Raw genomic sequence first — 21,473 nt, forward strand, 5'->3', positions numbered from 1 at the left:
CCTCCTGATGAGCCGAAGGCAAGAGTAGGAAGACGAGCAGCCCGCCCGATAGAAGCCGCCGAGCAGACATAGAAGAGAACCGGCGCAACCTGGCGGCGCGGAGACAGCGCCACATGACGAACGCGGGCCAGAGCGCGTGCGACTGCGCTCTGGCCCGCGTCACCGGGGACTCCGGCCGTCACGCCTCGAGGAGTTCGCCCATCTGCTTCGCGATGAGCGTGGTCGCGAACCGCGGATTGAGGCGGGCCAGCCGGTCCATGGCCGCCGCGTCGGAGCCGATCGTGGCGCGGAATCGAGCCTTCTCGATCGCCGTGACGATCACCTTGCCCGCTTGGACCGGGCTGGTCGTCTTGTACGTGGCGGTCTCGGTCGATGCGTCGCCCGCCAGGCTGACTCCCGAGTTCGCCGCGATATCGGTGCCGATCGCGCCCGGGAACACGACGCTCACCTGCACGTTCGTGTCGAGGAGCTCCGCATAGAGCGCCTCGGTCAGGAGCTTGACCGCGGCCTTGGAGGCGCCGTAGACGGCCTGGCCGGGCACCGGCGCGTAGGAGCCCATGCTCGCAACGTTGAGGATCGCCGCCTCAGGACGGGCGAGCAGCGTCGGCAGGAACGCCTTGCACATGTTCATGACGCCGCCGAAGTTCACGTTCATGACCTTGTCGATCTCGGAGAGCGGCAGGTCGACGACCTTCACGAACTGCTGGATCACGCCGGCGATGTTCACGATGCCGTCGACCTGACCGTGCGCCGCCTCGACGGCCGCCGGAAGCCCGGCGACCGCCTCGCGGTCGGTGATGTTCGCGACGTGCTGGGAGAACCGGTTGCCTGCTCCGGCGAGCCGGGCGGTCTCGGCGAGCCCGTCGGCGTTGAGGTCGACCCCGGCGACCGATGCTCCACCAGTGAGGAGGCGGAGCGTCGTCTCGCGTCCGATGCCGGCGCCGGCGCCGGTGACGACGAAGACCTTCTGTGCGATCTGCATGTTCGATTCCTGTCTTTGAGAGAGGTGGGCTGGGTCAGTGGAGGCAGGCCACGGCACCGGCTGTGACGCCGGCGCCGTTGAAGCTGTCGACGGCGAACCAATACGGATGCCCCGCGTTCAGCGACCCGACCTCGAGGTCGGTCCGGTCGTAGACGAGCCACGAGTGGTAGAGCTTGTCGGGCGAGAGCCCGTACCGCACGTTGTAGCCCACGACGCCCGGCACGGCCTCCCACCGCAACGAGGCCGTGCGCGGATCACGCCGCTCGCCGCCGACGTCGACCGCACCGGGAAGGGGCAGGTCGGCGAGGCCGAACACGCGCAACCCGCTCACGGCGAAGGCACCCCCGAAGGGCATCGCGCCCGCGGTGACCCGGATGTACCGTGCACGTCGCGCCTCGGGCAGGACGACGAACGCGTGCGGGGCGTCCTCGCGCGTGCCGATCGTGTCGTGCACGACCGCCCACTCCACGCCGTCGAGCGAGAGCTCGAGACGAACCTCGGTCGGCTGCGGGTCCGGGAAGACGGCGCGCTTGCCGAACGTCGCCTTCGCGAGGTCGCGGCGCTTGGGTGCGCGCGCGGCGAGGCCGTGGTCGGCGAGGTTGACCTGCAGCGCGTGGACGGTCGCCTCCGCGCCGAGGTCGAGCTGCAACCACTCCCCCGGTCGATCCGTGCCGGCGACCCACCAGGTGCGCACCGACTCGTCGGTCGCGAGCGCCGGGTCGTGCCCGTCGGCCGACGACGAGGCGATCGCGACAGCGCGGTGCGACAGGAGCATCCAGCCCGGGGATGCCTCAGCCCACGGGTCGAACGCACGGTCGGGCACCTGCATCGGGTAGTCCGCGAAGTTCTGGTTGCAGAACAGCACGCCGTCATCGTCGAACCCGGCCGGGAACAGGCCGATCCGTCGCTCGAAGTCGGCGTTGACCGAGACGCGCATGGTTGCGACATGCCACCAGTTGCCGTGCCGGTCCTGGAAGGTGCTGCCGTGCCCCGCGCCGGTGATGAAGCCCCCGGGCTTCGACGAGAACGGGCTGTGCGGGTCGTACACGAACGGGCCGAGCGGCCTATCGCCCACGTAGGCGCCGTCGGCGTACGTGTTGAATTGCGTGCCCGGGCCCGCGTACTGCAGGTGGTACCGGTCACCGACGCGGGTCATGTACGCGCCCTCGATGAACGGCGCGTCGCCGATGTAGGCGTCCATCACCTTGCCCATCAGCCCGCGGCGCACGACGGGCACGTAGTCGTCGCCGGTTCGCTCCCATCCGCGGGTCTCGGTGTCGGCGGCGATCAGCGGCACGGGCTCGCCGATGCGCTGCAGCGTCGCACGGTCGAGCTCGACGCCCTGAATCGGTTCCTTGTGGGAGCAGCCCCAGTACAGGTAGAGCCGGCCGTCGTCGTCTTGGAAGGTGTCGGGGTCCCAGAACGCGATGTCGCTCGGGGCGACCTCCTCGAAGTCATCGGCGAGCGGATCGACGCTGCGGAAGAAACGGCCGTTCGTGCGCCGCGACGCCGTGAAGAGCAGCGCACCGTCGACCTCGCGGACGTCGGGTGCGTAGTCGATCGCCGGGATCCTCTCGCTCGGCTGCAAGGTCCACTCGACCAGGTCGTCGGAGTACCAGAACCCTCGGGTCATCGACGCGAACATGAAGTACCGGCCGCGGAAGAAGACGACCGTGGGGTCGGCCGCTTCGCGGTGCACGCTGCGACCGGCGAACGGCGTCCGCACGTCTTGATACCGGTAGGCGAGGTCGAGCGGGTTGCAGACGATCCGCGCGGTCACGAGGTCGCCCCCGCGGCATCCGTCGGCAGTGGCCCAGCCGGTGTACGAATCGCCTGCAGATGCGCGATCGACGCGGCGATCGCGGTGAAGGCGTCCTCGACATGATCGAACTCGACGACCGGAAGACAGGTTGCAGGCGCTGCGGCGAGAGCCTCGTCGTTCGACAGACGCCCCGACCCGAGCGCGCACTGCGTGAGCGCCGCCGGGTCGTCGTCACCACCGGCGGCGAAGACGTCGACCGCCCGGGCGGCATCCTTGAGATGCAGCGCGCTGACCCGGGAGCCGAGCCGCTCGACGAGCGCCGGCACATCCTGCCCCGCGGCCGCCGCCCAGTAGACGTCGAGCTCGAGGGCGACGCGCTCATCGAGGAGCGATACGAAATACTCGTACGCGGTCAGGTCGCCGATGCGGTGATGGAACTCGAACGAGTGGTTGTGGTGGCCGACCACGAGCCCTTCGGCGGCGGCCAGCTCGACGAGCGCGTTCATCCGGTCGGCGGTCAGGGCGATGTCGTCGGCGGTACGCCACCGGTCAGCGTCGACCATCGGGTCGATCAGGATGTCGGCGCCGAGCGCCCGCGCTGCGGCGAGGGCGGCGGAAGCGGGCGGTACCGGTACCTCGCGTCCGGCGAGCCTGATCGTGTCGGAGAGCAGCGGTGCGTGGGCGGTCGGGATCGCGAGCCCGTTCGCCGCCGCGGCGGCGGAGAGCTCTGCTGGGCGGTCGTACACCGAGAACGGCTCGACGGCCTGGGCGCCGGCGTTCGCGAGGCGCCCGAGCGTCGCATCCAGGTCGGCCAGTTCGTGGCGCACCGTGTACAGCTGCACGCTGATCGGTCGTGTGGTGAACACGTCCTCAGACCGTCTCGCCCGCGTCGGCGAGGAGCGTGCTGCCCGTCATGATCATCGAGAGGTCGCTCGCGGCGAAGAGCACGACGCGCGCGATGTCGTCGGGGGTGCCCATGCGGCCGATCATGCTCGTGTTCATCACGCCGAGCGGCGGCATCTCGATGCCGGCCGCGGCCGCCGCCTCGGCGCCGGCCTTCGCCGCTGCGAGGTTGCCCTCGGTCGGCACGAAGCTCGGTGCGACGCCGAGCACGCGGATGCCGAGGGGTGCCAGGTCGACCGCGAGCGACTTCGTCATGCCGAGCGCCGCATGCTTGGATCCCACGTAGGCGGCCATGCCCGGGAACGCCACCTGCACGCCGGCCGTCGAGATGATGTTGACGATGACGCCGCCGGATCCGTCGGCCGACATGCGACGCGCGGCTTCACGCGAACCGAGGAACACGCCTCGTGCGTTGACCGCGAACGTCGCGTCCCACATCTCGTCGGGCATCATCGTGACGGGTGCGTTCGGGAAGATCCCGGCGTTGTTGACCCAGACGTCGATGCCGCCGAGTTCAGCGACAGCGAGGTCAGCGGCCGCCGCGACCGAGGCCGCGTCGGTGACGTCGGCGCGCGTGCTCGCGACGCGAACGCCGTATCGGTCGGCGAGCTCGGCTGCGGCGGCGCGCGCGGCGTCCTCGTTCAGGTCGATCAGCAGGAGGTCTGCACCGGCTTCGGCCAGACGCGCCGCGATGGCCTTGCCCAGCCCCTGTGCGGCACCGGTGACGACGGCGCGGCGGCCGGCGAGCGAGAGCAGGTCGGTTAGCGACCGAGTCGAGACGTCTGCGAACGGGAAGCTCACGCTGCGACCTCCGCCGACTCGAGCGCGTTGCGCTGGGCGACCGCGCCGAGCCAGGCGAGGCTCGGCTTCGGGGTGCGCACGAACGTGTCGCGGTCGACCGCGATGAGCCCGAACGTCGGCTCCCAGTGGCCCCACTCGAAGTTGTCGAGCAGCGACCAGTGCAGGTAACCACGCACGTCGATGCCGTCGGCGATGGTGCCCGCGAGGCCCCGCAGGGCTTCGTCGGTGTAGCGGATGCGCTGCGTGTCGTCGGCGGTCGCGATGCCGTTCTCGGTGATCACGATCGGGGTGTGCTCGCTGACCTCCCAGGCGTGGCGCACCGCCATCGCCAGCGAGTCGGGCCGGAACGCGGTCCCGACGAGCGTGTTGTCGGGTGCGGGCGGGTGCGGCACGAGTCCGTTCGCGTCGACCTGCTGGGTCGAGTACGCCTGAACGCCGACGAAGTCGTCGCCACGGCTTCCCTCCCAGTACACATCCTCCTTGCCGTAGCGGATCTGCAGGAGCTTCTCCTCGCCGCCGGGCGCCGCGGTCAGCGCGCCGGCCGCGATCGTCCAACCGACCTTCGCTCCGGTGCGCTCGCGTACGATCTCGCGGGCCGCGTGGTGGATGCGGGTGAACAGGCGCCCGATCTCGGGATCGGCGTACGTGAGGAACTCGCTGTGGGTCTGCTTCTTCTCGTCGTCGCCATCGGCCTCGACCGTGGGGCTGGTCCACTCACCGCCGGATGCCGCGAGGTGGCGCATCGCGGTCATGATCGCGGCCTGCATGTTCGGCTCGTTCATCGTCGCGACCCACTCGACGCCGTCGAGGATCGTGCAGGCCTGCTCGACATAGGCGCAGAACAGCTCCTGCGCTTCGGGGCCGTCCCAGCCGCCGAGCGCGGCGAACCACTGCGGCGTGGTGAAGTGCTGCAGCGTCACGACCGGGGTCACGCCATGCTCGAGGCAGCAGTCGATCACGCGCCGGTAGTGCGCGAGCTCGGCCTTCGAGAAGTGCCCGCGCACCGGCTCGATGCGAGACCACTCGAGACTGAACCGGTACGACGTCAGCCCGGCTTCAGCCAGCAGGCGGATGTCCTCGGCGTAGCGGTGGTAGCCGTCGACGGCATCGCCCGAGAGCTCCATGCCGGGCATCATCTGCTCGCGCGCCCACCAGTCGCTGTTCACGTTGTTGCCCTCGATCTGGTGGCCCGCAGTTGCGGCACCCCACAGGAATCCATCGGGGAAGGTGGTCATGGGTTCGTTCCTCTCGTTCGTTGAGCGGGTGTGATTTCGGTTCTGGATGCCGCGTGCCGATGCCGCGGCGACGGGGTCACGCCGTGGCGGGCGCGGCATCGTACGCGGGCAGTGGTGCCGAGGTCGTGAATCGGCCCGCTGGGATCCGGTGCTCGGTGCCGTCGGGCATCACCACGCGGGCGCTCGTGCCCGACGGGATCTCGGCGGTCAGCGACATCCGCTCGCCCTCGATCCGCCACTCGACCGTGATCGTGCCCTGCGGTCCGTCGTGCGAACCACGTGCCCACGTGAGTCCGCCGCCCGGAACGGGCTCGATGACGACCTGCTCCCAGCCGATCGAGTCGGCGTCCTGCCGGAGCCCGAGGGTGTGGGTGTGCAGGAACCGCATCGCGGCGCCCTTGCTGTAGTGGTTCAGGGACTCGTGGGCGTCGCCGTGCTCGTCGATGCCCTCCCAGTCCTCCCAGACCGTGGTCGCGCCGCGGTCGAGCATGTACCGCCACGACGGCGCGCTGCGCTGCTGCAGGAGCTCGTACGCGACATCCGCCCGCCCGTGGGCTGCGAGCACCGGGAGCAGGTCGCCGGTCGCCAGGAAGCCGGTGCCGAGGTGCGTGCCCGCCGCCCGGATCAGCGCGACGAGCCGATCGGCCGCGGCCTCACGCAGCTCCTCGGGCACGAGGCCGAACGCCAGAGCGCGCACATAGGCGGCCTGGGTGTCGGTCGTGGTCGTGCCGTCGGGACGGAGGTACGCCTGCCGCCAGGCGTCGGCGATGCGCTCGGCGCTCGCCGCGTAGCGGGCGGCATCGTCGACGCGACCCAGAATGCCCGCGATGCGGGCGAGCGTCGCGTTGGATCGGTACAGGTAGGCGGTGCCGACCTCGCCCTTGTCCGCCATGAACCAGGCCATCGGATCGTGCTTGATCGGGTCGATGCGATGTCCATCGGCATCGCGCTCCCGCGGTTCGGTCCATTCGCCCCAGTGGAACGTGCCGTCCCAGAGGTACTGCTCGAACGGCTGGGGCTCGGCGGAGGCCTGCACGCGGGCGAAGTGCCTGGTCGTGCGCGCCTGCTCGAGCGCCCAGTCGACCCAGCGCACCATCGCGCCGACGTTCTCGGCGAGCACCTGTTCGTCGCCGTACGCCTGGTAGAGCTCCCACGGCACGGCGACGATCGCGTCGCCCCAGCCCGACGAACCGGTCATCATGGCGAACTGGTCGTCGAGGTGGTGCTTGATCCGCCGGCCGTCGGGCGAGAAGTTCGCGATGCGACCGTCGTCGAGCTGGTCGTCACGCACCGACCGCAGCCACTTGCGGCTGAAGCCGTGCACGTCGTAGAGGCGCGTCGCCATCGGCGCGAAGACCTGGTAGTCGCCGGTCCAAGCGAGCCGCTCACGCGTCGGGCAGTCGGTGGGCACATCGACCGCGTTGCCGCGGAAGCTCCAGTCGGCGATCTCGTGCAGGCGGTTCAGGTCTTCGTCGCTGCACGCGAACGCGCCGGTACGGCGGAGGTCGGTCTGCACGATGCGCATCTCGAGGGATGCCGGCGCGAGCGTGCCGCCGTCGGACCTCGTGATCCGCGCGTACCGGAAGCCGTGCACGGTGTGGCGGGGCTCGAAGAGGCCCCCCTGCTCCCCCGCGACGACCTCGTCGCGCTGCACGAACGCCATGCGCCCCTCGGGCCGCTCGGAGTCGAGGTGCGATGTGTCGAGATCGCCGTCGCGGCCGAGCGCCTCGCCGTACTCGAGCACCGTGCGGGTGCCGGGCGCGCCGAGATCCGTGAGTCGGATCCACCCGGACGCGTTCTGCCCGAAGTCGGCGAGCCACGCGCCGTCGGCGAGGCGGCGGAGCTCGACCGGCGTGAGCGTCTCGACGACGCGGACCGGTGGCGCGGGCGACCAGTCGATCGACGGTGCGTCGACGACATCGACGAGGACGGATGCCGCGGCCGCGCGCGGCGCCGAGCGGTCGAGGGTCTGCCCGTCCATGAGGTCGGCGCGCGTGACCGCCGAGCGGCGGCTCGTCCACGTCTCGTCGCTGACCACGACCCGCCGGGTACCGTCGGCGAACTCGAGGTGCAGTTCGATGCGGGCACCCAGCGTCGTGCCCCATCCCGCGGGGAGCCGGAACGCGCCGACCTGACCGCGGAACCAGCCGTCGGAGAGCTCGAGCTCGATCACGTTGACACCGTCGCGGACGAGGGCCGTGACGTCGGCGGCCTGCGCATAGAGCGTGCGGTCGTACGACGTGGAACCCGGCGCGAGCTCGACCGTGCCGACGCGCTCGCCGTTCACGGTTGCCGTGTAGAGCCCGAGCGCGGTCGAGTAGAGCCGTGCGGTCACGACCGCGCCGGCGACCGTGAAGCCGCCCGCGAGCATGTGGGCCGCGCGCCGCCCGTATCCAGGGTCGTCGTCGGAGCCGACGGGCGCCTCGACCGGCGAGATCCACTGCGCGGTCCAGTCTTCGTCGAGGAGACCCGCCTCGAACACCGCGAACGCGGACCACGCGGCATCCGTCGCTCCCTCGGACGCGACGCGAACGCGCCACCGCACCCGCTGACCGCTTCGGAGGGACTGGAACGGCCAGGCGACCAGACGACGGCCGGTCACCTCGGCGACGAGCGGCTCAGCATCGTCGATCACGGCTTCGACCACGTACGCGGTACGGATGCCGCGGTCGATGGGGTCCTTCCACGAGAGCCGCGGTGCGGCGCCGGTGACGGTGAAGCCGTCGCCGCCTGCGTCGACGGCCAGTTCGGAGGGTGCGGTGAGCATGATGGATCGCTTCCTTCGCTGCTGCTGGGAGATCGGTGCGGGCGAGCGCCCGGGTCAGCGGATCGACTTGACCTTGAGCAGGATGATGAGGCCGCCGAAGAAGGCGAACCCGGCACCGAGCAGGTACAGCAGGGTGTAGTTCTTCTCACCGCCGGTCGCGCCGAGCATGATCACGAGACCGGCCAGCAGTGGCGCGACCGCGCTCGGGATCTTCTGGGCGAACTGGATGACCGCCATGTATCGACCCGCCTGGTCGCGCTCGGGGATGATCGCGTAGACGATCGCCTGGTCGACGGTCGCGAACACGGCGATCGTGAGCTGCATGAGCACGGCGCCGGCGACGATCTGCGGAAGCGACCACGCGGTGGCTTCGACGACCGCACCGACGACGAACAGCACGGCGGCGATCATGACGAACAGGCGACGACGCTGGAGCTTGTCGGAGAGGAATCCGCCCGCGATCGCACCGACGGCGGCTGCGAGCACGCCGATCATGCCCACCGTGGCGACCACGCCGGCGACCTCGCGCACGGGCATGTCGAGGCGCTGAGCGTAGAAGAACGTGCCGAAGGTCGTGTTGAAGTACAGGCCGATGAAGAAGACGAAACGACCGAGCCAGTTCCACGCGAAGTCGGGGTACTTGCGGATGTTGAAGCCGTAGCTCGAGACGACGGACCTGACCGTGACCTGTGTCGACGGAGCGAGGTCCTTCGAGCTGCCCTCGGGCTTGATGAGCGGGAAGAGCGCGAGCAGCACGGCGCCGATCGCGCCCGGCACGACGAAGACCAGGAACGTGTTCGACGACACCGCGTAGGCGACGCCGATGCCGAGCACCGGTGCGATCTGCGTCATGAGGCCGGTGAGGGCCGACACCTTGCCGCGTTGCGACTCGGGCAGCTTGTCGGCCTGGATCGTCTGCAGGGCCGCACCGGCGATCGACCAGCCGACCATGCCGAGCACCCAACCGGCACCGACGATCAGCAGGCTCGGCGCAAGGCCGATGACGACGAGTCCCGCGAGGCCGATCGCAGTGCCGAGGTAGATGAACGGGCTCCGGCGGCCGAACCGCGAGCGCGTGCGGTCGCTCCAGATGCCGACGAGCGGGCTGATGACGAGGTAGACGGCCTGTGCGATGCCCGTGATGAATCCCAGGAACTCTTCGTGGCCCGGCGCGAGCTCGGTGATCCGCACCGCGATGCCGTACGAGAGCGGGACCATCATCGCCATCGACGCGCCGAAGCTGGCGAGCATGAGCCAGACGATGTAGCCCTTGCTCATCGGCTGCTGCGGCTCGACCACAGCGCTGTCGACCACCGGCGCGACATTCGCGTCGGACACGGCGAGGCCGGCGGCGTGCTCCGCGCCCGGCTCGTTCTTCGTCACCATTGACTCCTTCATCGGTGAAGCCGACCACGCGATCGTACGCGGGCCGTGCTGAGGGATTCCTCAAAAGTAACCAGATTGGTTACGTTGTGGCCAAGAGTAACCACAGCGGTTACGATTGGCAAGTCGGCTTCGGATGCTGGTCTGCCAGACTCCATGAATGGGCCGACAGGGAGAAGACATGCACGGTACGAACCCCTCGGTCATCGCGGTGGCGCCGGATGCCGCGGCGCGGACCCCCGCGCCCCGGGGCCCCCGCGGACCGTACGCGAGCACGCCGGCACGCCGCGCCGAGATCGTCCGCGCCGCGCTCGCGAGCTTCGCCGAGCACGGGTACGAGCGCGCGTCCCTCCGCGACATCGCCGCCAGGGCCAACTTGACGCATGCCGCGCTCCTCCGGCACTTCGCCAGCAAGGACGACCTCCTCCTCGCCGCCCTCGCGCAGCGCGACGACGACGACGAGGAGATGGCGCGCCGCATCATGCAGTCGAAGGTCTCGGCCGAGCGCGTGCTCTCGAGCGTGCTCGCCGACGAGTTCTCCCATCCCGAACGCCAGCGCAACTGGCTTGCGATCACGGTCGCCGCGACGAACCCCGAGCACCCTGCGCACGACTTCTTCATCGCGCGACGCGAGCGCATGCGCGTGCACTTCTCGAGCGGTCAACTCACCACCGCACACGACAGTGAAGAGCTCACCGCAGACGACAAGGTCACCATGCTCATGGCGATGATGGATGGACTTCGCATCCAGGCCCTCTTCGACCCGTCGCGCGAGACCCTCCCTTTGCTCGAGACGTTCATGCGCCTCATCACGACCGACGAGGATCGGCGCGGCACCCTCGACGCATCGTCACCGTCGGACTGACCACGCGTACGCTGCAGATTGCTCGGCTGCACCGGATTTCCGCCCGGCCCGGCGAAAGCTGCGCAGGCAGCCCACCTCTCGAAACGGTGGATACGTGAACGCCACCCGCACGCCGAACTGAGACCGGCATGATTCCTGATCGGCAGGGATTCACGGGAGATGACCACGTGATACGCGACTCAAGTGATTGATGAAGTCGAGGATGTCCTGGTCAAGCGCCGCTTGGTCGTCGCCGTAGATGCCGTGCGGGGCTCCCGGGTAGACCTCGAGGGTGCCGTGCTCGACCATCAGAAGTGGTGAAATACGGCATCGAGCTCCTTCGAGTGCGTTGACGAGCGCGAGGCTGCTCACGCGCCAGGCCAGCGCCGGCAGGGCGCCGCCGCAGTGGGCCGCGATGATCTTCAGGTCCGGATGCCGATCGAGGACTCCCGCGTAGACGGCGTCGACGAGCGACCGGAAGGTGTCGACGGGAAACTCCACCAGGAAGGGCGGACGACCGAGCGTGAGCGGCACCGCGCGAATGCGAGCGCGGAACCAGCACCCGCCTGATCACGCGGCAGGACCGGAAGCGAGCGGTACTGCCGCATGATCTGCAGGCGGTCGAGGAGCTGAACGGCCGATGCCGTGTCCCATGCCGACCACGGCGGTCCGCTCCTGCCCGGTGTCGCGTGCAGGTCGACCGGGAAATGGGCATGAACGTCGATGCGGCGTGGAGCGGTCATCGGTCACGCCGTCTCAGGCTGAGGGCTGACGGATGCCGCGGCGCCAGACGTCGCGGATGTTCAGCGAGTCGCTGATCGTCGTGGTCGGATCGCCGTCGACGAGGAGAAGGTCGGCCCGCTGCCCCACCGCGATCGTGCCTCGATCGGTGAGACCGAAACGGCGAGCCGCAACCGCTGTCGCCGCGGTGAGCGCCGTGACGGGCGAAAGGCCCGCATCGACGAAGTACTGCAGCTCCTGGTGCACGCTCGCGCCGTGGGCGAGACCGCCGAGGAAAGGCAGCGGCTGGGAGACGTCCGTGCCGATGAGGAGGTCGACCCCGGCGGCATCGAGGGCGCGAACTGTGGCGAGAACATCCTCGAGTCGACCCTGCGGGTAGTGGTTGAAGCTGCTGCGCAGCGTCTCGTCCCACTCCGTGGAGAGCTTGCCGGCGACCCTGGGGTCGTCGGCGAGCGCCGAGCCGGTGATGCCCATCATCGAGGCGTCGAGCACGACGCAGGCGACGACGAACGCGCCGGACGAGGCGATGGCATCGATGATCTGCGACGTGTGCGGCCGGTCCATGAACAGGTGCGCCAGACCATCGATGCCGGCGTCGATGCTCATCTGCGTGGCGTCGATGGTGAGTGCGTGCGCCACCGTGAGCAGCCCCAGGCGGTGGGCCTCCGCGACTCCGGCGTTCAGCGTCGCCTGATCGAGCATGGGCAGGCCGGGGTGACCCTCGACGCTGCCGTCATCGACCATGAACTTGATGTAGTCGGATCCGGCCCGAGCGAGCTGGCCGACGACATCCACCGCCTCCTCCGGAGTCGTGACCTTGGCACGCACGATCGGATCGACGCGCTCGGGACGGGGCGGGCGGCCGGCGCCGCCGGGGCCACCACCGGGGCCGCCCCGGCCTGCACCACCCTGCGGGTTGAAGTCCTTGGGGAACAACTCTTCCGGATGTCCGCCGGGAGGCGTGAGGCCGAACCCGGCCGAACGCACATCGGCCAGGCTGTCATCCTCGGTGATGTGGGTGCGGTCGCGGGCGGTGTTCGCTCCCTGCATCTCGAGCTCCGTCGTGACACCGAACTGCAGCGCCAGGCGAAGGCCGGCGGTGTCGGTGTGCACATGCGAGTCGATGAGGCCCGGGAGAAGCGTGGCGCCCGGTGCAAGGACGACCTCGGCATCAGTGGGCGTGGCATCTCCGATGGACTCGATGAGCCCATCGGCGATCACGACCGTCTTGCGGCCCAGGTCCGTGGTGCCGTCGAAGACCCGACCGGCCACAATTGCAGTACGCATACGAGTTCCATTCCTGCAGGATCGACGGCCGCCGGAGTGGCGACCATCCGTTTACGTGTAAACTAGCACATATGTGCGTTTTGCACGCAAATTGAGGAGAAGTGATGACCAGTCGCGACGATGCCGCCCGACCCTCCCCCGGTGACGACGAACTGCTCGAGACCATCGGAACGGCCTTCTCACGGCTGCGACGACGCACCAGCAGCGTGCCCATCGACGTGCCGGTGGCGCGAACCGACGTGCGCCGCGATCTGCTCCTGGCCATCGTGGAGGAATCCGACGGCCTGCTGAGCGTCAACGCCGTGGCAGCCGCACTGGGCATGGAACGAACCGCGGTCAGTCGCCTCGCGGCATCCTGCGTCAGCGACGGACTCCTCGAACGCGTGGCCTCGCAGAGCGACGGGCGCAGCATCACATTGCGGCTGACCTCACCAGGGGAAGAGGTGCTCGCGACGTCTCGACGACAGCAACGCCGAGCCTTCGAATACATCACGAGGGACTGGGATGACGGCGAGAGGCTCCAGTTCGCCCGGCTGCTGCACAAGTACGTCGCCTCCGCGAGCTCCGCTTCGTCCGAGTAGGAGACCACCCAGCTGGGCATTCGACGAGCGGCTCGAGGGACGCATCATCCCCGTCAGACTGACCACGCGTACACTGCCAACCCACGCTGCCCCGCGCGCCCAGCTGCCGTCAACGGTGATCGCGCCGGCGGCAACCCCCTGACCTGCGCCGGCGGATGATCATCGGGCTTGCGGTAGGCGCGATGTGGTTCGCGCGGCAAGGGTTGTCCGCTCTTGGAGCCCGAGAACTCGATCCCCCGCCTGTGGTTCAAGGGGCTCAGGCAGAGACGAACCTTCGCGTGGTCGGAGCTCTGCGAGCGCGACTCGGTCGCCGCCGGAGAGCTTCGCGTCGTACATCGCGTGGTCGGCCGCTCGGATGAGGTGGTCGATGATGACCGGGCTCTCCGGGTACTCGACCGTGACGACCCCGATGCTCGCCGTGATCGCGAGCTCGGGCGGAAGCCCTTCGTAGCGTTCGGCGATGGAAGCACGGACGCGCTCGGCGAGGGCCTCGGCGTCGCCCGGGTGATCGACCGCGGCGACGATGATGAACTCATCGCCGCCGAAGCGCCCGAGGATGTCGCGCTCGCGAATCACCCCACGCAACCTGCTGCCAACCTCCCTGAGCAGGTCGTCGCCGGCGGGATGTCCGAGCAGGTCGTTCACTGCTTTGAACCCGTCGAGATCGGCGAAGATCACCGCGACCACCGGGCAGTCCGAGAGCAGGGTCTGCGTGACATCCTCCTCGAAGAGTCGCCGGGAGGGCAGGCCGGTGACTTCGTCGTGCATGGCGGCGCGTCGCAGTGATTCCTCGAGGCGTACGCGGGCGATCGCCTGGGCGGCCTGGTTCGACAGAGCTTCGGCCAATGGCACCGCTTCTTCGTCGAACTCCCGCGGGTGGTCGAAGTAGCAGACCATCGACCCGATCGATTCGCCCTTGGAACGGATCGGCGAAGCGATGGCCGCCTCGATTCCGGCGGCGCGGTAGGCCGCACTCATTCCAGCTCCCGGGGCGTGCCGGTCGGCGTCCTCGGGAGAGCGCACCACGATCACCTGACCGCTCGCCAGCGTGAACCCACCGGCAGGCACGAAGTCTCGCGGCCAATGCGGGGTCAGTGGATTCACGCCGGCGACCTGCACGACCCCGTCGGGCTCGCGGAGGTGCACGCTCACGAACGAGGCCGCGAACGCGCGCTGTGCGACGTCGACGAGCAGTTCCGCGGCCTCGGGTTCCGCTCGCACCGCGCCGAACCCCACAGCCGAGTTCAGGAGGATCTGCAGACGCCGACGTGCTCGCTCGGTCTTGGCTTCGGCGCCCTGGAAGCCGAGCGAGAAGGCGGTCCGTTCCGAGACGTCGTACACCGCGATCTGCATGCCGACGTCGGCCACGAGGTCATCGATGGCGCCGACGACGACGGGTCGGACGATGCCCGACGTGCCGTGCAGGGTGGCGTCGGTCGGTCTGTGCCCGTCAGTGCTTGCGAGCGGCATCCGCAAGGTCAGGAAGCTCTCGAGCGGGCGCCCGACGAGTTCGACGGATTCGCTCCCAGTCCATTCGAGGATCGCCGTGTTGACCTTCACGATGGAGCCAGAATGATCAACGGTGATCAGCCCGCACGCGGGGAGCAGTGGAAGCGCGCGAAGGCCGTCTTCCGGCGCCGTGGAGGGATGCATGAAGGAATAATCTCTGCGCCGCGCGCGCGTGTCAACACGGGCGAGAGCCGGCCCACGCATCGAGTCCGTGCGGCCGCGAGCAGCGATCACACATATCCATCGCGACTCTGGGAACGTCGCGATGATAGGGGTGATTCCCGCTCGTGTACACCGCCTTCACGCCGCCGCCGGTCGACATAGTGTGGAGGGCATGGAACCGGCAGATTCGAGCGCGCCCGACTCTGCGCCTTCCGCCCCGCTTCTGCTCGACCGCTACCGCCCGCTGGCCCGCATCGGGCGGGGCGGCGCGGCCTTCGTGTTCCGTGGTCGCGACGAGTACCTCGGCCGCGACGTCGCCATCAAGGTGTTCAGCGGCGGCAACGAGTTGCATGTCGAAATGTATCGAGCCGAACTCCGCATGCTGGCCGCCCTCAGCCATCACGGGGTCGTCTCGATCGTCGATGCCGGCGTCGACACGTCCACCCCCGAAGACCCGCGGCCGTTCCTCGTGATGCAGCTCGTCCAGGGAACCACCGTGCGTGACCGCGTGGCGGAGCGGCCCCTCTCCGTGCGCGAGATCGGAGAGATCGGTTACGAGGTGGCCGAGGCCCTCGAGTACGTGCATGCCCAGAACATCATCCATCGTGACATCACGCCCTCCAACATCATGATCGTGAACTATGGAACGCAGCATTCGCGCGAGCGCGCGATGCTCACGGACTTCGGAATCGCCGTCGAGGTGGCCGACGCCGGCTTCCAGTCCGAGGTCGTCACCGGAACCGCCCCGTACCTGAGCCCCGAGCAGGTACGCAACCATCCGCTGACAACGGCGTCCGACATCTACTCGCTCGGCCTGGTGCTGCTCGAGTGCTTCACTCGCACGCGGGCATTCCCAGGCGCGTCCATCCCCTCGGCGATGGCGCGCCTTGCTGGGCCGCCCGACATCCCGCCTGAGCTCGTCCCCGAGCCCTGGCGGTCCCTGCTGCAGCGGATGACGGCAGCCGAGCCGGACCTTCGTCCGTCCGCCGCGGACCTTGGCGCGGAGATCCGGCTGGCCCTACGGGACCTCCGCCCGCGGTCGCGCCCCTGAGCGTTCACTCAGCGTGATGATCCGCCAGCGAACCGGTCTCCGACGCACCAAACGACGTCATCCGGAGGACAGGGAGAAATCCGACGGCACACGAACGGCCCGGAACCATGACGAGGTTCCGGGCCGTTCGTGTCGGTCCCCCCGGGATCGCCGATCGTCTGCCCCTTGTCAGCTCAGCGAAGTCGTTGCCAGCACACGATGCCGGTCCTGCAATGCCTCCGACCTGTGGAAGTCGTCGCGGCGGATGTCGCTCTTGCGGAGGGCGTGGGCGTCGGCGCGCGAGAGTCGGCGGGCCTCGAGCAGGACTGCGGCTCTGGTGACGTGCCACGATGGCGCAGCACGCCGGCCGATCCACACCGCTTCGAACCCTCCGCCGGCGCCGCGTTCGACGTATGCGACGAGCCGCTCGGCATCGCCTTCGGCGTAGCGGGGGTCGCAGAGCCGCCAGGATCCTCGGGCGAGGGGCTCCCAGACCAGCGTTCGTTCGTTCGTCAGCATTTCGACCTCCGAAGCAATGATCGGGCAACGCTGGGAGCGGGCACCGGCCCTTGACAACCGGCCATCGCGCGTGCAAAGGCCGGACGAGGCGGGGGCCGCGCGGTGGTCATCGCGAGGCGTACGGCTCGGGATCCCGAATGGTCGTCGGCGGGCGTGGAGTACGCTTTTGTCGCCGGTCGACCCGACCCGTCCGGCGGACGGAGCGATCGTGGACCCGGCCGAACTCGCCCTGGACCCTGACGAACTCCGCAGGCTCGCCGAGTGCGCGAAGGAGCCCATCCGAACCCCCGGCTCGATCCAGGCTCATGGCACGCTCCTCGGCCTGGATCTCTCCGGAGTCATCGCGGTCGCGAGCGCGAACGCGAGCGGTTGGTTGGGGCATGGCGTGGGTGACATCGGCAACCAGGAACTGGAGTTCGCCGTGCGGACCGGCCGCGCGGTCGACCCCGTCAGGATCACGTGGGAAGGTGTGGCCTCGGATGCGATCGTGCATCGCGCCGATGGGTTGACCATCGTCGAGATCGAGCCGCTGCCGGATGTCGGCGAGTACGCCCGCACCGCCGTCGTGGGCGCGATCATGCGAGCCTCACGCTCGACGTCGGAGTCCGAGTTGCGTGAGACGGTCGCAGCCGACATCCGCGAGATCACCGGGTTCGATCGGGTCATGATCTACCACTTCCACGACGACGGGCACGGCGAGGTCGTCGCCGATGAACGAGCGGCGGACCTGGAGCCGTATCTCGGACTCCACTTCCCGGCCTCTGACATCCCGGTTCAGGCGCGCGCGCTGTACATCTCGAAGATCGGCCGCACCATTGCGAGCACCGAGGCCCCGGGCATCCCGCTCGTCTCGCTCGCCGACGACCCGCGCACGCTCGACCTGTCCGATGCCGAACTGCGGAGCGTCTCGCCATATCACCTGCAGTACATGCGCAATATGGGGCAGGCGTCCACCTTCTCGCTCTCGATCGTCGAGGACGGGCGACTCACCGGCATGATCACGTGTGCGGATCGCCGTGAGCGGCGCCTACCGGTGTTGCTGCGTCGTGCCCTCGAGGTGTTGGCCGGGCAGGTCGCCTTGCAGCTCACCTCGATGCGCGAGATCCGCCGACTCCAGCACCTGGTCGACGTGCGTGCCCGACGGGCCGAGCTGCTGGCACCGCTCTACGCCTCGGACGATATCCACGCAGCCTTGCTCGGAGGCGCAGCCACCGTGCTCGATCTCGTCCCCGCCGGCGGCGTGATGGTCCGGATCGGCGGCACTGCGCGGATGGCGGGTGAGGTTCCGCCGCTCGCGGCGATCCTGCGAGTGCTCGATCGCGTGGGTCTCGCTCCATTCGCCTCCGAGTGCCTCCGCGCCGATCGGCCCGACCTCGCCGATCTGCTCCCCGGCGTCGCCGGTCTCCTCGTCGTGCCGCTTGCCGACACGGGCGACGCCCTCGTGTTCTTCCGTGGCGAGGTCGCGCATGAGATCTCGTGGCTCGGCGACCCGCGTGGCGTGAATCGACCGGATGGTCTTTCCCCCCGCACCTCGTTCGCCTCATGGAAGCGAACGGTGCGTGATCGTAGCGAGCCCTGGGGAACGGTGATCGAGGAAACGGTGGAACTCGCACACGAGCTCGAGATCGCCCTCCAGCGACGTGCCGAGGCGAAGTTGGCGGAACTCGCAATGCGCGACGCCCTGACGGGCCTGCACAACCGTCGATACCTCGTCGAGCGTCTCGCGACACGCGGTCCGGTCGGCGAGGGCGGCAAAGCGATGCTGTTCGTGGACCTCGATGGCTTCAAGAACGTGAACGACACGCACGGACACGATGCCGGCGACGCGGTGATCCTCGAAGTCGCGAGACGTCTCGTCGAGTCCTCGCGGGAGCAGGATGACGTTGTACGACTCGGAGGCGACGAGTTCGTGGTGCTCCTCGACGGCGTCGTCGGCGCGGATGTCGAGGCGATCGCCGAACGCCTCGTGCAGTCCATCGCCCGGCCGATCTCGACGAACCGCGGGTGGATCTCGATCACCGCTTCATGCGGGGTGGTGGTCGCCGATCCCGGTTCGCCGCGGGCCGGACTCCTCGAGGCGGCGGATGCGGCGATGTACCGGGCGAAGCACGCCGGCCGCAACCGGATCTCACGCTGAGGAGCCGCAAGCCGCCCGTGCGGGCCGCGGCGATTACCTCGGCTCGGGCGTGATTCGCATTCCCGCGGCGCCGTTCGCGGAGTCGATCAGTTCCTCGAGCCAGACGCGGTTGATTTCGCCCGGGGCGCCGTCGAACTCGAATCGAAGGATGGACGAAGGGTTGATCCACACCTGCTGGCGACCTTCGTCGTCACCGTCGATGGACAGGGCGAACGCCTCTTTGCGGCGGAGCTTGGCGAGCACGACGAACTCGAGGTGCGCGAGCGTGCGATCGGGGATCGCGAAGGAGGCCGGCGGTGAGCCGTAGTGGAGGTATCCCATCGGTTCCGATCTTACGGGGAATGTGGGGGTAGCCTGAGCCGGTGACTCTTGTGCACCGACTGACCGTTGATGGCCGCGACTACTTCCTGCCCGATCCCGTGACCGAGCTGAAGCAGCAGGTCCTCGAGGCGATCCGAGCCGGGGGCGGGTACGTCAATATCCCCCCGCTGCGGGGAGGCCCCGGCATCGACATCCTCTTCTCCCCTGGAATGCCCGTGACCTGGTCTCAGATCGACGTCGGAGGCGACCTGTCCGAGCGTGACGACAATCGGGCCAGCGGAGATTCGGGCGACGAGATCGTTCTCTGACGACCGAGACGAGATCACCTCTGCCGAACGGCAAGACCGCCACCGAGCCGCGAGGCTGACGCTGGTCGGCTAGACCGCCGCGAGCAACCGTTCGACCTCATCGGCAGGCACCGCCGGCGAGAAGAAGAACCCCTGTCCGCGGTCGCATCCCCATGCCTTCGCTCGGTCGACATCTTGCGCGGTCTCGATTCCCTCGGCGACGACCACGGCCTCCCGTCGCCGAGCCACCGCAACCGCTGCGAGGGCCAACACGTCGGCCTCTGGGTCCGGCCTGCGCATGAGCGAACGGTCGATCTTCACCTCGGTGAATGGCATGCGCTCGAGCGCTTCGAGTGAGGTGAAGCCCGACCCGAAGTCATCGACGGAGACGCCGATACCGCCGGCGATGAGTGCCTGCATGGTCTCGACCTCTTCGCAGGTCTCGCTGAGTGCCGGGGTCTCCGTGATCTCGGCGGTCACGGTCCATTCGGGAAGGTCGAGTGCGCGGACGAACTTCACCATGGTCGAGGCGAACTCCGGGCGCAGCTGTGAAGGGGACACGTTCACGGCGAGACCGATCCGTCGGCCTCGGCGGTGCCAGTCAGCGACGCGTCGGCCGGCCTGTACCAATATGGTTCGCCCGAGATCGCCGATCAGTCCGGTGCGTTCAGCGATCGCGATGAACCGGTCGGGCATCACCAGACCGCGTTCGGGATGCAGCCACCGGGAAAGCGCCTCGAACACGACCGGTCGGCCGGACGCGAGGTCGTACTCGGCCTGGAAATAGGGGACGAGCTCACCTTGCCGCACGGCGCGCTGCAACTCATCGGCCGAGTTCTCGGGTGCAGTGCTCGATGCGCGATCTTCCACCCACACAGAATCCCCAGATCTGGCTTCACTTGCAAGGCCAACCTGTTCTCAGCAGACGGGGTGTAAGGTTCGCGCTCACCGGCACACATCCGCAGCCGGGGTGCGAGAGTGGAAGGTCCGAACCGATAATCTTCTCGGAATGGGAACCCTCACCTACGATTCCAAGCTGGTCGTCTCGTTCGACGATCGTGTGCTCGCCCACCTGCAGGCGGCGATCTGGGCGAAGCTTCGCCGAGGCGAACCGTTCGCATTCACGTGGACGGAGTCGGCGACTTCCAGCGGGTTCGGTCGAACCTCGGTGTGGCTGTCCCCGGCGATCCCGGTCGCGTTCGAGTACTTCGGCGGGCGCGCACCGCGCCTGAACGCGGCATGGGTGCAGGCGATGAACCGTTCGGCGAACTCGGCGAACGGTCTGACCATCGTTCCGGAACCGCCGGAACCCGGGCTCGAGCCCGGAGCCTGACCAGAGCCTGTTACCGTTCCCGCGTCGGCGCAGTTTCAGGCTCGGGCACGAGGACGAGGCCCGTCGGGGAGTTCGCCGTACGGGCCAGCTCGCGGAGCCACAACGGGTTGAGCGGGATCTCGCGGCCGTCGAAGAACTCGAAAACGACCGGGATGTCCGGCCCGAGCCAGATCGAGTTCCTGCCGCTGCCCTGATCGACCGAAACCTCCCATGAGAAGGCAAATGACTCGCCACGGCGGAGCTTGGCGTGAATCACACTCCGAAGATGCGCGAGCGGCCGATCCTCGATCTCAACGGTCCGGATGAATCGATACGTCAGTTTGCCCACTGCACCAGCATGCCACCCAGGACGGGCATTTCCTGCGCCCGCCCGGAATCGGCTCGACCCGTCGTCTCGGTCCGCCTGATTGGAATACTCCGGCGGAACGGGCGCCGGTTCAGTCCCACGAAAGCGAGTGGGCCCAGCCTGCGATGAAGGCACGCTCGTCGACATCGAGACGCACGACGCCAGGCGGAAGTGGCCGGTCCTCGAGGTCGCAGAGGTCGAAGATCCGCCGCACGACGGCCGGGCGCAACGGTGCGTCAGGATTCTCCAGCAGCTCCCACTTCACGGGGTGTTCCAGTCTCGGCCACCAGAGCCCGATCGGGGGAAGTCCGTGTCGCCGCCGCGGTCTGTCGCCGTGCGACGCGACGTTGGCGATCGTGCTCATGGGCGCACCGCCCGATGCGGGACGTGCGCGGTCGAGGGTCTCGGAGGGGTCGAAGGGCTCCGAGGGTCTGAACGGGTCATGGCGTGCTCCTTGCTCGCACCGGGCTCGGCCAGGAACCCGGTGTCACGACGGTAAATCGATGAAACGCGAGGCGGGAGGGGATTGACGTGCAGCGGAAA

At 68.7% G+C, this 21,473-nt stretch carries 21 protein-coding genes; 6 read left to right on the forward strand and 15 right to left on the reverse strand.

Going from position 1 to position 21,473, the window contains the following annotated elements; all coding sequences use genetic code 11:
* Positions 1-178: 178 nt before the first annotated feature.
* The 7 genes from ASE68_RS10430 to ASE68_RS10460 form a co-directional block, all read right to left on the reverse strand.
* Entirely contained in the window at positions 179-982 is an 804-nt protein-coding gene (locus ASE68_RS10430) for an SDR family oxidoreductase (RefSeq protein ID WP_055858078.1), read from the reverse strand.
* A gap of 34 nt (positions 983-1,016) precedes the next feature.
* Positions 1,017-2,762 carry a family 43 glycosylhydrolase gene (locus ASE68_RS10435; RefSeq protein WP_200921697.1) on the reverse strand — a complete coding sequence of 582 codons (1,746 nt, stop codon included), beginning with the start codon at positions 2,760-2,762 and terminating at the stop codon, positions 1,017-1,019.
* Positions 2,759-3,610 carry a sugar phosphate isomerase/epimerase gene (locus ASE68_RS10440; protein WP_157421603.1) on the reverse strand — a complete coding sequence of 284 codons (852 nt, stop codon included), beginning with the start codon at positions 3,608-3,610 and terminating at the stop codon, positions 2,759-2,761. Before ASE68_RS10440 ends, ASE68_RS10435 begins: the two co-directional genes overlap by 4 nt.
* Positions 3,611-3,614: 4 nt before the next feature.
* Positions 3,615-4,448, reverse strand: a complete 834-nt coding sequence (locus ASE68_RS10445; RefSeq protein ID WP_055858085.1) for an SDR family NAD(P)-dependent oxidoreductase — start codon at positions 4,446-4,448, stop codon at positions 3,615-3,617.
* Entirely contained in the window at positions 4,445-5,683 is a 1,239-nt protein-coding gene (locus ASE68_RS10450) for a glycoside hydrolase family 1 protein (protein WP_055858087.1), read from the reverse strand. The genes ASE68_RS10445 and ASE68_RS10450 overlap by 4 nt, the downstream gene beginning before the upstream one ends.
* A gap of 76 nt (positions 5,684-5,759) precedes the next feature.
* A complete protein-coding gene (locus ASE68_RS10455) occupies positions 5,760-8,450 on the reverse strand; it encodes a family 78 glycoside hydrolase catalytic domain (RefSeq protein WP_055858090.1) in 2,691 nt (896 codons plus the stop codon).
* A 54-nt stretch (positions 8,451-8,504) separates the two neighbouring features.
* Positions 8,505-9,836 (reverse strand): MFS transporter, encoded by a 1,332-nt coding sequence (locus tag ASE68_RS10460; protein WP_055858093.1) that lies wholly within the window; start codon positions 9,834-9,836, stop codon positions 8,505-8,507.
* Positions 9,837-10,014: 178 nt separating this feature from the next.
* Here ASE68_RS10460 and ASE68_RS10465 point away from each other — a divergent pair, with 178 nt between their 5' ends.
* The gene (locus tag ASE68_RS10465) at positions 10,015-10,698 is read left to right on the forward strand and encodes a TetR/AcrR family transcriptional regulator (protein ID WP_157421605.1); all 684 of its coding nucleotides are present in this window, start codon (positions 10,015-10,017) and stop codon (positions 10,696-10,698) included.
* A 150-nt stretch (positions 10,699-10,848) separates the two neighbouring features.
* On the opposite strand, the gene ASE68_RS20545 is transcribed toward ASE68_RS10465, so the two are convergent.
* Both ASE68_RS20545 and ASE68_RS10475 read right to left on the reverse strand, forming a co-directional pair.
* Entirely contained in the window at positions 10,849-11,211 is a 363-nt protein-coding gene (locus tag ASE68_RS20545) for an amidohydrolase family protein (RefSeq protein WP_055858096.1), read from the reverse strand.
* Positions 11,212-11,433: 222 nt separating this feature from the next.
* Complete coding sequence (locus ASE68_RS10475; RefSeq protein WP_055858099.1) at positions 11,434-12,705, reverse strand: amidohydrolase family protein; 1,272 nt, start codon at positions 12,703-12,705, stop codon at positions 11,434-11,436.
* A gap of 104 nt (positions 12,706-12,809) precedes the next feature.
* Between ASE68_RS10475 and ASE68_RS10480 the strand changes: the two genes are divergently transcribed.
* A complete protein-coding gene (locus ASE68_RS10480; protein ID WP_055858102.1) occupies positions 12,810-13,286 on the forward strand; it encodes a MarR family winged helix-turn-helix transcriptional regulator in 477 nt (158 codons plus the stop codon).
* 159 nt (positions 13,287-13,445) lie between these two features.
* On the opposite strand, the gene ASE68_RS10485 is transcribed toward ASE68_RS10480, so the two are convergent.
* Positions 13,446-15,029 (reverse strand): diguanylate cyclase domain-containing protein, encoded by a 1,584-nt coding sequence (locus tag ASE68_RS10485; protein WP_082462167.1) that lies wholly within the window; start codon positions 15,027-15,029, stop codon positions 13,446-13,448.
* A 100-nt stretch (positions 15,030-15,129) separates the two neighbouring features.
* Here ASE68_RS10485 and ASE68_RS10490 point away from each other — a divergent pair, with 100 nt between their 5' ends.
* Positions 15,130-16,008 (forward strand): serine/threonine-protein kinase, encoded by an 879-nt coding sequence (locus ASE68_RS10490; protein WP_055858107.1) that lies wholly within the window; start codon positions 15,130-15,132, stop codon positions 16,006-16,008.
* A 168-nt stretch (positions 16,009-16,176) separates the two neighbouring features.
* On the opposite strand, the gene ASE68_RS10495 is transcribed toward ASE68_RS10490, so the two are convergent.
* Positions 16,177-16,506, reverse strand: a complete 330-nt coding sequence (locus ASE68_RS10495) for a hypothetical protein (protein WP_055858110.1) — start codon at positions 16,504-16,506, stop codon at positions 16,177-16,179.
* A 208-nt stretch (positions 16,507-16,714) separates the two neighbouring features.
* Here ASE68_RS10495 and ASE68_RS10500 point away from each other — a divergent pair, with 208 nt between their 5' ends.
* Positions 16,715-18,643, forward strand: a complete 1,929-nt coding sequence (locus tag ASE68_RS10500; RefSeq protein WP_235480823.1) for a sensor domain-containing diguanylate cyclase — start codon at positions 16,715-16,717, stop codon at positions 18,641-18,643.
* A 33-nt stretch (positions 18,644-18,676) separates the two neighbouring features.
* Here ASE68_RS10500 and ASE68_RS10505 read toward each other — a convergent pair whose 3' ends face one another.
* Positions 18,677-18,964 carry a hypothetical protein gene (locus ASE68_RS10505; protein WP_055858113.1) on the reverse strand — a complete coding sequence of 96 codons (288 nt, stop codon included), beginning with the start codon at positions 18,962-18,964 and terminating at the stop codon, positions 18,677-18,679.
* 41 nt (positions 18,965-19,005) lie between these two features.
* Between ASE68_RS10505 and ASE68_RS10510 the strand changes: the two genes are divergently transcribed.
* On the forward strand, positions 19,006-19,272 hold the full coding sequence (locus ASE68_RS10510; RefSeq protein ID WP_055858116.1) for a hypothetical protein: 267 nt from the start codon (positions 19,006-19,008) through the stop codon (positions 19,270-19,272).
* Positions 19,273-19,341: 69 nt separating this feature from the next.
* Here the strand turns inward: ASE68_RS10510 and ASE68_RS10515 are convergent, their stop codons facing one another.
* Positions 19,342-20,073: an EAL domain-containing protein gene (locus ASE68_RS10515; protein ID WP_162238266.1), complete on the reverse strand. Its 732-nt coding sequence runs from the start codon at positions 20,071-20,073 to the stop codon at positions 19,342-19,344.
* Between the two features lie 187 nt (positions 20,074-20,260).
* Between ASE68_RS10515 and ASE68_RS10520 the strand changes: the two genes are divergently transcribed.
* Positions 20,261-20,584, forward strand: coding sequence for a hypothetical protein (locus ASE68_RS10520; RefSeq protein WP_055858122.1), 324 nt, complete (start codon positions 20,261-20,263; stop codon positions 20,582-20,584).
* Between the two features lie 10 nt (positions 20,585-20,594).
* Here ASE68_RS10520 and ASE68_RS10525 read toward each other — a convergent pair whose 3' ends face one another.
* On the reverse strand, positions 20,595-20,912 hold the full coding sequence (locus ASE68_RS10525) for a hypothetical protein (RefSeq protein ID WP_055858124.1): 318 nt from the start codon (positions 20,910-20,912) through the stop codon (positions 20,595-20,597).
* A gap of 109 nt (positions 20,913-21,021) precedes the next feature.
* On the reverse strand, positions 21,022-21,294 hold the full coding sequence (locus ASE68_RS10530; RefSeq protein WP_055858126.1) for a hypothetical protein: 273 nt from the start codon (positions 21,292-21,294) through the stop codon (positions 21,022-21,024).
* Positions 21,295-21,473: the final 179 nt, after the last annotated feature.

Source organism: Agromyces sp. Leaf222 (genome assembly GCF_001421565.1).
Taxonomy (GTDB): domain Bacteria; phylum Actinomycetota; class Actinomycetes; order Actinomycetales; family Microbacteriaceae; genus Agromyces.